This is a genomic window from Geopsychrobacter electrodiphilus DSM 16401, assembly GCF_000384395.1.
In the GTDB taxonomy this organism is placed as follows: domain Bacteria; phylum Desulfobacterota; class Desulfuromonadia; order Desulfuromonadales; family Geopsychrobacteraceae; genus Geopsychrobacter; species Geopsychrobacter electrodiphilus.
In genome coordinates, this window is record NZ_ARWE01000001.1 from 679,145 (window position 1) to 690,556 (window position 11,412).

9 protein-coding genes are annotated in these 11,412 nt (G+C 52.7%); 5 read left to right on the top strand and 4 right to left on the bottom strand.

What is annotated here, in order from left to right; genetic code table 11:
• The 4 genes from D888_RS0103120 to D888_RS0103135 form a co-directional block, all read right to left on the bottom strand.
• A complete protein-coding gene (locus D888_RS0103120; protein ID WP_020675070.1) occupies positions 1–1,101 on the bottom strand; it encodes an ABC transporter ATP-binding protein in 1,101 nt (366 codons plus the stop codon).
• A 116-nt stretch (positions 1,102–1,217) separates the two neighbouring features.
• Positions 1,218–2,381, bottom strand: coding sequence for an extracellular solute-binding protein (locus tag D888_RS0103125; protein WP_020675071.1), 1,164 nt, complete (start codon positions 2,379–2,381; stop codon positions 1,218–1,220).
• A 29-nt stretch (positions 2,382–2,410) separates the two neighbouring features.
• Positions 2,411–3,208 carry an ABC transporter permease gene (locus tag D888_RS0103130; RefSeq protein WP_020675072.1) on the bottom strand — a complete coding sequence of 266 codons (798 nt, stop codon included), beginning with the start codon at positions 3,206–3,208 and terminating at the stop codon, positions 2,411–2,413.
• Between the two features lie 3 nt (positions 3,209–3,211).
• Entirely contained in the window at positions 3,212–4,078 is an 867-nt protein-coding gene (locus D888_RS0103135; protein ID WP_020675073.1) for an ABC transporter permease, read from the bottom strand.
• A gap of 540 nt (positions 4,079–4,618) precedes the next feature.
• On the opposite strand from D888_RS0103135, the gene D888_RS0103140 reads away from it, so the two are divergent.
• The 5 genes from D888_RS0103140 (at position 4,619) to D888_RS0103160 (ending at position 11,383) form a co-directional block, all read left to right on the top strand.
• A complete protein-coding gene (locus tag D888_RS0103140) occupies positions 4,619–5,263 on the top strand; it encodes an FMN-binding negative transcriptional regulator (RefSeq protein WP_020675074.1) in 645 nt (214 codons plus the stop codon).
• Positions 5,264–5,531: 268 nt separating this feature from the next.
• A complete protein-coding gene (locus tag D888_RS0103145; protein ID WP_020675075.1) occupies positions 5,532–8,378 on the top strand; it encodes a type I restriction endonuclease subunit R in 2,847 nt (948 codons plus the stop codon).
• Positions 8,375–10,156, top strand: a complete 1,782-nt coding sequence (locus D888_RS22855; protein ID WP_020675076.1) for a restriction endonuclease subunit S — start codon at positions 8,375–8,377, stop codon at positions 10,154–10,156. The genes D888_RS0103145 and D888_RS22855 overlap by 4 nt, the downstream gene beginning before the upstream one ends.
• Positions 10,153–10,851, top strand: coding sequence for a DUF3800 domain-containing protein (locus D888_RS0103155; protein ID WP_020675077.1), 699 nt, complete (start codon positions 10,153–10,155; stop codon positions 10,849–10,851). The genes D888_RS22855 and D888_RS0103155 overlap by 4 nt, the downstream gene beginning before the upstream one ends.
• Before the next feature lies 1 nt (position 10,852).
• The gene (locus D888_RS0103160) at positions 10,853–11,383 is read left to right on the top strand and encodes a hypothetical protein (RefSeq protein ID WP_020675078.1); all 531 of its coding nucleotides are present in this window, start codon (positions 10,853–10,855) and stop codon (positions 11,381–11,383) included.
• The last annotated feature ends 29 nt before the right edge of the window (positions 11,384–11,412 follow it).

An 11,412-nucleotide genomic window follows, 5' to 3' on the forward strand; every position in this document is an offset into this window, starting at 1 on the left:
TCATTCCGCGGAGATGAGGTGGCAGTGGTGTGGCGAAACTTGCAAGCTGACGACATCTCCGATGTTGTGGACCTGTTTCTTCATCATACAGATAACATGAATTTCTCGTTCGGCACTCAGTTCGATGAAGTAGCTCATTTCTCCGCCCATGTAACTGCGGTCTGTGATGCGCCCCTTGAAACAGTTCACCTTTGTCTCCGGTTTAGATTCGTTCTGGGGGAAAACATCGAGCCGCTGCGCACGGATAATCATCTCCACCGCGTCGCCCATGGAATAGCCCCCTTTGTTCTCAGCCAGAAGCACATCACCGGTTTCTATCCTGACGCTGACATTGTCGTCAGCGACAGCCACGACCTCACCGCGGATAAAATTGGAGTGTCCGAGAAAATCGGCGACAAAGTGGTTGGCGGGCTCATTGTACACTCCTTCAGGGTCGCCCTCCTGTTGTTTGCGCCCTTTGTTCAGGACCAGAATCTTGTCCGACATGCTCAGTGCTTCCCGCTGGTCATGAGTGACAAAAATTGTGGTAATGCCGAGTATCTGCTGGAGGTTGCTCACCTCGCGCCGCATCTCTTCGCGCAAATTCTCATCCAGGGCCGAAAGCGGTTCGTCCATCAGCAGCACGTCCGGTTCGATCACGATCGCCCTGGCCATGGCGATCCGTTGTTGCTGGCCACCGGACAACTGGCTCGGCATGCGTTTCTCCACGTCGGGCAGACGCACCATCGCCAGGGCCCGCATCACCTTCTCACGGATCTCATCCTTTGCCACATCCCGATACTTCAGGCCGAAGGCCACATTGTCATAAATGGTTTTATGCGGGAACAGGGCGTAATTCTGAAAGATCATGCCCAGATTCCGCTTGTGGGTTGGCGTGTCGTTAATCCGTTTGCCCCGAATCAGAATATCCCCCGCGCTGGGGTGTTCCAGGCCCGCCACCATGCGCAGCAAGGTGGTTTTTCCGCATCCGGAAGGGCCCAGCAAGGTCACCAGACTGCCCTCTTCGATGTCAAAATCCAATTGCTCAACGGCGGTGACCTTGCCGAAGCGTTTTGAAATACCTTTAAACTGGACGATGGGCTGCTTCTTGCGGGTTGTCAATTTACCCTGCCTTCCTGTACTGATATGACGATGGTCGGGGTCGGTCAGCTCCCGAAAAAAGAGATGCCGACACCGGCGGTTACATGATCGATAATAACATCATGGCAGTGAAGGTTTCAGCTGCCCGCTTTGATTCGATCCCAGGTCTCTGTCCATTCCAACTGATTGGCGTTCCAGTAGGTCGGATCGGCAAACAGGTAACCATCAAGTTTGCCAGTGGGATCAAAGGCCGGCATCTTCTTGATCTTGTCGGTCAATGCAACTTTGGTCGGATCGAGGCTGGGCGGATAATTCTGCCCTTCGGAGACGGCGATGGCGGCTTTGGTATCCAGCATGAAGTTGAGCAGCTGCTGGGCGACCGCCAGATCGGTGCCTTTGAGCACGAAGAGATATTCCATCCAGGAGTAGGTCCCCTTGGGTGAGAGGTAGCCGATGGGATGTCCTTCCTGCTGCAGTGCCGCGACCCGTCCGGACCAGGCGACCGTGGCGTAGATCTCTTCGTTGGCCAGCAGACTCATCAGCTCGGCACCCGAACTCCAGTATTTTTTCATCAGGTCGCGCTGCTCACGCAACGCCGCCCACACCGCTTTAAGGTCGGTGATATTGTTGGGACTCTGGCCGGTATGCAGCGCCGCGTACCACATGTTGGTACGGAAGTCGCCGCCCCAGCTGCCCAGTTTTCCCTTCAAACTCTTGTCCCATAGCAGCGAAGCACCAAGTTTTTCGGCCTTTTCTTTGCTGATCTGTTTGGTGTTGTAGGCGATGCCGGTCTGTCCCAGGTCGTAAGGAACCGCCGAAAGTGTGCCCTTGGTGATCTCCCGCAGCGGTTTGATCATGGCTTCCATGACGTTCTTGAGGTTGGGAATTTTCGACTCATCCAGTACCGAGGCAAAGCCCAATTCGGTATAGCGGGCGTAATCAAAAACCGCGCTGAGATGGGCGATATTGAACTCCCCGCCCGGCGGGTAGGAAGCCTTGACCCGTGTCAGGTAGGCATTCATATCACCAAATTCACCGTCGATGACCTCAATGCCGGTTTTTTCGGTAAAGGGTTTGAAGGCGTACTTGCGGAATGCTTCTGACGTTGATCCGCCCCAGCTATCGACACGAATCGATTTGGCGGCCCAGGCGTTCTTGACCGCACCACCGAAGGGAGAACCTACCAATCCCATGGTGGCGCCGGCCAGGCCGAGGTACTTGACAAAGTGCCGTCGGCTCAGTTTGCCATTCTTGTACGCATCATAAACCCGATCCAGTTTTTCCTTCGTGACCATGGACATTGGTTCTCCTTTCGGCTGGTGTTGACTAACTATTCTCTTAGCTTCGAAAGCTTGCGGGACAGATAGCCCGCCAGCAGGGGTGTCGCAACGGTCAGTACAATCATTACGGCACCTAAGGCATTGATTTCAGGACTGATAGAGTTCCGCAACATGCTGAAAATCTTCACCGGAACTGTCTGGTTCTGGGCTGTGGCCCAGAAGAGCGTCGCCGTGATGTCATCAAAAGAGATGGTGAAGGAAAACAGGGCGCCCGCCAGGACAGCTGGCAGTAACAGCGGAAAAGTAATCTCCTTAAAGGTCTGAAAGGCATTGGCACCCAGACTTTTGGCGGCGTCTTCGTAATCTTTACGAATGCCACCCAGACGGGCCTGTACGATCAACAGGACGTAGGGCAAAGTCAACACCACGTGGCCAATCAGCAGCAGAAAGAAGCTTTTGGGCATTTGCAGGAAGCGCAAAAAGAGCAGCAGCGCAACGCCCAGGACCACTTCCGGGATCATTATCGGTGCCAGCAGCAGGGTGTTGAGGGTGTTTTTGCCGGGGAACTCGCAACGGATGAACGCCAGAGAGGCGAGGATGCCGATGGTGGTGGAAAGCAGCGCAGTCAGTGCACCCAGAATGAGGGAGTTTTTAAACGCATCAATAATCGCTGAGTCTTGCGCCAGCTTGATGAACCAGCGCAGGCTGACGCCCTCCATCGGAAAGATGCCGAATTGCTTGGGGTTGAACGCCAGCACGATGACCACGACAATGGGAGTGAACAGAAATATATAGACGAGAAATGTGTAGATTTTTATTAATGTCCATCCGGGTGAAAAGTTTTTCATGGTTTATTTGCCCTGCAAGCTTTTGAAGATCTGATTGACCCCAAAGTAGCGATTGTAAGTCCAGACGATGGCAAACAGCAGCAGGAGCAGGATGACGCTGATCGCTGAACCAAATGGCCAGTCCAGCGTGCCTATGACCCGTTTATAAATGAGATTGGCGATCATGTCGTTGCCTGGGCCACCGAGGATCATCGGTGGCAGGTAGGTTCCCGCCGTTAACACAAATACCAGCAGGCTTCCGGCGCTGACCCCGGGGAGGCTCAAGGGCAGGGTCACCTCGCGAAACGCCTGCCATTCAGTGCACCCCATACTGCGTGCCGCTTCGAGCAGATTTTTGTCGATCCCTTCCAGACTGACGTAAATATTCAGTACCATGAATGGCAGCAGATACATGAGCAGGCCCATCAGCACGCTGAACTCATTGTAGAGCATGGCAATGGGAGCATCGATCACCCCGATTTTCAGCAAAAAATGGTTAATCAGTCCCGAATCACCCATGATGTTGATCCAGCTCATGGTGCGGATGATGAAACTGACCCAGAAGGGCAGCATGATGAGCAGCAGGAAGACCTGCTTGAAGCGGCTTGTGCTGCGGTAGAAAAAATAGGCGGGGATATAACCCATGACAACACAGAGAACGACGGATTCAAGGGCGATCCGGATCGTGCGCAGAAGGATTCTCGGGTAGAATAAGTCTTCGAAAAATTTGGCGTAGTTGCCGAACTGGAAGGCCGGGATGTCAGCTCCGCTGGGAGCACGCAGCCAGAAACTGTAGACGATGATAAAACAGACCGGGATGACCAGAAATAAAAAAACGGCAGTCACGGAGGGTGCCAGCAGCGCCCAGGGTTTCCACTTGCCACTTTTCACGGGCGATCCCCTTTGTATATTGTCATTTGCATATCCTGGGTCGTATGAGCCACTGGGTTAAAAGGCTCGACTTGGTTTGTTATTCTATTCTTCGGTCATTGTCCTCGTGCGATTTGTGGTTTGCAATATAGTTAAAATAACGCGGTTATATTTTTCAACCCTATGGAGTATCATCGGGTCTGTCAAGGACTCCCTGACACGGTCTTGATCTGGATGAGTGGTCACCCTGTTGCCTCATTGTCACATATGAGAGGCAACTGTCTGTTGCATAGTGGTTTTCTTGGTCCTGGCAGTAACAGTTTTATAGAACCCTATCCTTAAACCCTAAATTGGGCTGAAATTAAAGCATACCATCTGTGGCACGGATTGCCCGGATTTCGACAGAAATTTCAGAAATGCCGGCACCAGATAGGCAGAAAGGGTGATCCAAACGGTGGTTTTATTCTGGATTTTGTTTCACAACCTAAATGGCAACCTTGCCACTCTCTTTGCCCGGGACAGGCTTTGTTGTAACTTCGCTTGCCGTGAATGAGGTGAATTATGTACGTCCCCGAACTGTTTGCAGAACCTGATACCGAAGTCATGCATGAGGTGATACGTGCTCGGCCCATGGCCACGCTGGTGACCTTGAACGCCGCCGGACTTGAGGCCAATCACATCCCCCTGGTGTTGCAGGCACAACCTGATTCATTGGGAGTTCTTCAGGGGCATGTCGCACGCTCGAACCCCCTCTGGCATGAGCATCCGCAAAACACCGAGGTGCTGGTAATTTTTCAGGGCCCTGAAAGTTACGTTACCCCTTCCTGGTATGCGTCCAAGGCCGAACATGGCAAAGTCGTTCCAACCTGGAATTACGTGAGTGTTCATGCCAGAGGAAAGTTACGTGTTTTCGAAGACGTAGGGCAGATACGGTCTCAACTCGAAGCCCTGACCGCCCAGAGTGAAGCCGCTTTCGCCCATCAATGGCGGGTGTCGGATGCACCGCAGGACTTTGTTGAAAAGTTGATCGAGTCGATCGTTGGCATAGAGATTGTGATTACTGAGCTCAAGGGAAAATGGAAGGTCAGTCAAAACCGCCCGCCAGAGGACCGAGCGTCCGTGATCGCAGGCTTGTCGGAGATGGGGAAAGAAGAGATGGCGGACCTCGTGCGTACGCGTGGTGGCAAACCGAATCAGCAGACCTGAGCTACAGGTTTTGCACAGGGAACTCTGCTGCTCTTCCACGGCAGAGTTCCCTTCGTCGGGCGGCATTTTACATCGACGGATAAATGCCCTATATTGCCTGCATTATTTGAGTTAATGCGAGGGTGATATGGGTTGCTGTGGTGGGGCAGTTGGGTGAGTTGATGACCGTTTGTGTCGGTACGTGCCGGGCAGACGGTTTTTTGTTGTCTTGAAGGTTGTGTTTTTGACCCTTCAGGTTTGGATGTTGTTTTTGTGAGGGAGTAATTAAGTGACGCCAGCACCTGAAGCTGAAGCACGTCAAAAGATTGATGCCCTCCTGGTGGCTGCCGGTTGGCTGGTTCAGGACGCCGCCGCCGCGCATATCCACGCCGGTCGTGGCATCGCGATCCGCGAGTTTTCATTGCCCGGGCATGGTTTCGCTGACTATCTGCTTTATGTTGATGGCAAGGCCGCTGGAGTCATTGAAGCGAAGAAGGTTGGTTCCACCCTGACCGGTGTCGAAGTCCAATCCACCAAATACACCCAGGGTCTCCCTGCCGGGCTGCCACGCTGGCACAATCCTCTGCCGTTCTGTTACGAATCGACCGGTGTCGAAACCCGCTTCACCAATGGCCTCGATCCAGAGCCGCGTTCTCGCAATGTTTTTGCCTTTCACCGTCCGGAGATGCTGGCTGATCTTCTCGATATAGCCGGGACAACCGGTCTTCCGTCTGATTTGGGCGGAGCTTCTATTGCCGCAGAATTCCAGCCGCAAACGTTTCTCGCTCGCCTTCAGCATATGCCTGAGCTGGTCACCGAGGGCTTGTGGCCGGCACAGATCAAGGCGATTCAGAATCTCGAATTTTCCTTGAAAGAAAATCGCCCACGTGCCCTGATCCAGATGGCGACCGGCAGCGGCAAGACTTTCACCTCAATAAACTTCATCTATCGGCTGATCAAATTTGCTGGTGCACGACGCGTACTCTTCCTGGTCGATCGCGGCAATCTCGGACGCCAGACCCTCAAGGAATTTCAGCAGTTCGTCTCGCCCTACAACAACTTCAAGTTCAGCGAGGAGTACATCGTCCAGCACATGACCAGTAACGTGCTCGATACCACTGCACGGGTCACCATCTGCACCATTCAGCGCCTGTTCTCGATGCTCAAAGGACGCGAGCTTCCGGAGGAGCTGGACGAGGAATCGATGAGTGAACTCGGCTCGCTATTCAAGGAGCCGGAGCCGATTGAGTACAACCCCGACTTTCCTATCGGCAGCTTCGATATCATCGTCACCGATGAATGCCACCGCTCGATCTACAACCTCTGGCGGCAGGTTCTCGAATACTTCGATGCCTACCTGATCGGCCTGACCGCGACCCCAAGTAAACAGACCTTCGGCTTCTTCAACAAAAATCTGGTCATGGAGTACGGTCACCCCCACGCGGTCGCCGACGGGGTCAATGTTAATTACGATGTCTACCGGATCAAGACCTCCATCACTGAGCAGGGGAGCGCAGTCGAAGCCGGCTACTACGTTGACAAGCGCGACCGCGAGACCCGCGAGGTGCGTTGGGAACAACTTGATGATGATGTCAGCTACGAGGCGAAACAGCTCGATCGCGACGTGGTCTCCGTCGATCAGATCCGCACCGTCATCCAGACTTTCCGTGACAAGCTCTTCACCGAGATTTTCCCCAACCGGACCGAGGTGCCCAAGACCCTGATCTTCGCCAAGGATGATTCTCACGCCGAGGATATCGTCAAGATCGTGCGCGAGGAGTTCGGCAAGGGGAATGACTTTGCCCAAAAGATCACCTACCGCACCACCGGGGCCAAACCCGAAGATCTGATTTCAGCCTTCCGCAACAGCTACTTTCCGCGCATCGTCGTCACCGTCGACATGATCGCTACCGGCACCGACATCAAGGCCTGTGAGTGTGTGTTTTTCATGCGCAGCGTTAAGTCGCGCGCTTACTTTGAGCAGATGAAGGGGCGCGGGGTGCGGATCATCAACGACAACGACCTGCAGGCGGTTACCCCCGATGCGGTGACCAAGGATCATTTCGTTATCGTCGATGCGGTCGGGGTCTGCGAGATGGATCAGACCGATTCGTTGCCGATGGAGCGCAAGAAGAATGTCGGCTTTGAGAAGCTATTACAGGCGGTCGCCTTCGGTAATGCCGAACCAGATGTGATATCTTCTGTCGCCGCTCGTTTGGCGCGAATGGAGAAGAAACTGACCACCGACGAGCAGGCCGAGGTGGCGAATCTGCTCGATGGTAAAACCCTCAAGGAATTGACCGGCGATCTGGTCGAGGCGCTCGATCCGGATAATCATCTGGTGCGTGCGCAAAAACTGTTCAGCGTCACCGAGCCGGACACCAAACAGATGCGCCAGGCGGCAGCACAGGTTATCGGCGAGGCGGTCAAGCCGCTCTGTAATCCCGAACTGCGCGAGCTGTTGCTGGCGATCAAGAAGAAGAACGAACAGATTATCGACACGGTCAGCACCGACACCCTGATCTTCTCCGGTTTCACCGAGGAGAAGGCCAGGGGCGTGGTCGAATCCTTCGAGCAGTTTATCGCCGACAACAAGGACGAGATCACCGCCTTGCAGGTGCTCTATAGCAAGCCGTATAAGCAGCGGTTGCGGTTTGAGGATGTGCGCGAGCTGGCCGAAAAGCTGGTTGCACAGGTCGAACAGTTGCAGATCTATCAAACCCACCCGCAGGGGTGGGAGAAGCGGGTGCCCGATGAGCTGTGGGCGGCTTATCAGAAGTTACAGGCAGGCAAGGTGCGCGGTGCGTCGGCCAATCATATCTTGACCGATCTGGTGTCGCTGGTGCGCTTTGCCATGCATCAGGATAATGAGCTGGTGCCGTTCCCGGAGAAGGTGCAGGTCAATTTCCGCACCTGGGTTGAGCAGCAGCAGACGAGTGGCAAGAGCTTCACCAGTGAGCAGCGCAAGTGGCTGGAGATGATTCGTGATCACATCGCCGCCAACCTTCAGATCGAGACGGATGATTTCGATTATGCGCCGTTTGCGCAGGCTGGTGGGATTGGGAAGGTGTGGCAGTTGTTTGGGGATGGTTTGAATGTAATTCTTGATGAATTGAATGAGGCGTTGGCGGCGTGAGTAGTTTTAATATTAAAGATTTACCTGAAGGTTGGACCTCCGCAAGGATTGATAAAGTCTGCGATGTAAACCCTCGGCTGAATAAGACCGAAATATCCGATGACCTTTTGGTTTCCTTTGTGCCAATGCCGGCCGTAGGTGCGGGAGATGGCTCTATAGATGTTTCTCAGGAACGTCCGGCTTCTGAAGTTAAAAAAGGATTTACCGCTTTTATGCAGGGGGATGTTCTCTTTGCCAAGATAACACCTTGTATGGAAAACGGGAAAATGGCTGTTGTCCCCAAGGTTTTAAATGGATATGGATTCGGATCAACAGAGTTTCATGTTTTGCGGCCTAAAGAAGGTGTGGAAGCTCGGTACGTTTATTATTATGTGTCTAGCCAAAACTTTCGAGGTGTTGCAGAACATTACATGACGGGTGCCGTTGGGCAAAAGCGTGTCTCTACGACTTACCTGAAAGAACAAGCGATCCCCCTTGCGCCTCTAGAGCAACAAAAACGCATCGTCGCGGAGATCGAAAAGCAATTCTCCCGCCTCGACGAAGCCGTCGCCAATCTCAAGCGCGTCAAGGCCAACCTCAAGCGCTACAAAGCCGCCGTCCTGAAAGCCGCCGTCGAAGGCAAGCTCACCGAAGAATGGCGCAAGCAGCATCCCGATGTTGAACCTGCCGCCAAGCTGTTGGAGCGGATTCTTGAAGAGCGTCGTGCGAATTGGCAGGGGAGGGGGAAGTACAAGGAGCCTGCTGCGCCGGATACGACAGACTTAAATATGTTGCCAAGTGAATGGTCTTGGGTGTCATGGGAAGCTGTATTGGCTCATGAGGATGGTGCTTTTAAGCGTGGCCCGTTCGGTAGCGCATTGAAAAAATCTATCTTTGTCGAATCCGGCTACAAAGTCTATGAACAGTATTGTCCAATAAACGATGACCCTTCTTTTGTTCGTTATTACATCACTGAGCAAAAATATCGTGAGATGGAAGGTTTTTCAGTTAAGGCGAAAGACTTTCTTGTCAGTTGCTCAGGAGTTACGCTGGGGCGAATAACGCAAATTCCGATTGAATTTGAAGAGGGGGTTATTAACCAGGCTCTTTTGCGCGTTCGGGTCAATAGGCAGGCTATTATAGATGAGTATTTCTTAGAACTATTTCGTTCCCCTTACTTTCAGGCAAAAATCTTTGATAATTCTCAGGGAGCCGCAATACCAAACGTAAAAGGAGTTAAGGAATTGAAGGCGATACCAATACCATTGCCTCCCTTAGCTGAACAACGTGCCTTGGTTCTGAAAATTGAAGAAATTAAAACTGTAATAGAAGCAGTTGATAAGCAACTTGAAATGAATCTGAAACGTGGTGAGCGTCTACGCCAATCGATCCTCAAACAAGCCTTCTCCGGCCAACTCGTCTCCCAGAACCCCAACGACGAACCGACCAGTGTGCTGCTGAAGCGGATACGAGCAACAAAACCCGCGCAAACCAAAGAACCGGCAGCACGCCAACATAAGCACAGAACCCCTGCTCCCAAGGCAGTTGCACCCTCGCCCGAGCCGATGCCGCTGGTCGCCGAAGTCACCGCCACCTACGGCGACGCCATAGCCGCCCGCATCCTTGCCGTCATGCAACCCGACCGCGAGTACGCCCGCGCCGATCTGGTCGATCCGCTCGGCTTGACCACTGGACAGTGGAATAGTGCCATTCAGGAGTTGAAGCGGCGCAAGAAGGTGCGGCAGGTAGGGGAGAGGCGCGGAGCGCGGTATTTGTTGAGTGGGAGGGCGCTGCCATGAGTGAAAAGTTGTGCCATATCAATATTTATTGCGATGAAAGCCGGCACACCTCGAATGGTGAAGATCCCTACATGGTGATCGGCGCCATTGCCTGTCCGCGTGAGCAAAAAGCCGAAATCTATCATGCCATCAACCTGCTCCGTAAAAAGCACGACACTTGGAAGGAGTTTGGCTGGAAAACCTTGTCGCCCAGCCGTAAGGATTTTTACTGGGAACTCCTTGAACTCTTTCGTATCCGGAAAGATTTGAGTTTTCGCTGTCTGGTGGTTGATCGAAATATTCTCGATCATGAGCAATACAGCGAGGGTGATGCCGAGTTGGGCTTTTACAAACTCTATTATCAGATGTTGGTTCACTGGTTACAGCCGGAGTGCGCCTATCACCTTTACCTCGATTGGCAGCAGAATCGTGAGCAGGGGCGGTTCAAGGACCTGGGGCACGTTCTTGGCAAAAAGCTCTCCGGTCGGGCCAAGATTGAATGTCTTGAACCAGTTGGCTCAAAAGAACAACCGTTGGTGCAGTTGTGTGATCTGTTTATCGGTGCCGTGGGGTATGCGTGGAATGATCGGGCGGGGAGTGAAACCAAGGTCGAGTTTTGTAACGCTCTGGCGGCAGGTGTCGGGTTGTCTTCGTTGAAGGTGGGTACTTACAAAAACGCCCCCAAGTTTAACGTCTTTCATTTCACGGGGCGCTGAGATGTCTGAGCATCTCTGGCCGTTGCTGAGACTAAAATCTGAATCAGATGCCGGTCTCAAGGAAGAATATTACAAAAAATATCTTGAAACTTATGTGCGAAATTCTGATGGAGAGGCAATCCAAATTTACGACTGGAATCAAAATAGGATTTTTTTCAATTCGCATTTTAATTCATTTGAGCATGCTTTTACTGAGAACAAAAATTATCGGTACAGCTATGGTGTGCATTCAAAAGAATTGTGTAAAAATCGTGCGAGACGAATGCTTTGGATAAAGGAGGTTCTCAAGGGAGAGATTGGCACCATTGAGCGCCGTCAAGAATTTCGCAAAGACAATCGTGGAAGAATGAAGAAAAGACGGACCCTGGTTGTCTTGGAAGAGCGGTATGTGGTGGTTTTGGAGGAAAGAGACGGACGGGATGGGTATGATTTCGTCTCTGCAATCCCGGCGGATGAGCCCTACCTCAGCAGAATGCGCAAAACTAGTACTCTGCTAGAAACAAAAAAAAGCCCCAGTCTTAACGGCGACTGAGGCGCTGCCACGGTCCTGAGCCTTGAGCA

Bases quoted from the DNA above. Each gene is read 5' to 3' on its own strand.
- D888_RS0103155 (WP_020675077.1), top strand. From the start codon at position 10,153: ATGAGTGAAAAGTTGTGCCATATCAATATTTATTGCGATGAAAGCCGG.
- D888_RS0103160 (WP_020675078.1), top strand. From the start codon at position 10,853: ATGTCTGAGCATCTCTGGCCGTTGCTGAGACTAAAATCTGAATCAGAT.
- D888_RS0103125 (WP_020675071.1), bottom strand. From the start codon at position 2,381: ATGTCCATGGTCACGAAGGAAAAACTGGATCGGGTTTATGATGCGTAC.
- D888_RS0103130 (WP_020675072.1), bottom strand. From the start codon at position 3,208: ATGAAAAACTTTTCACCCGGATGGACATTAATAAAAATCTACACATTT.
- D888_RS0103140 (WP_020675074.1), top strand. From the start codon at position 4,619: ATGTACGTCCCCGAACTGTTTGCAGAACCTGATACCGAAGTCATGCAT.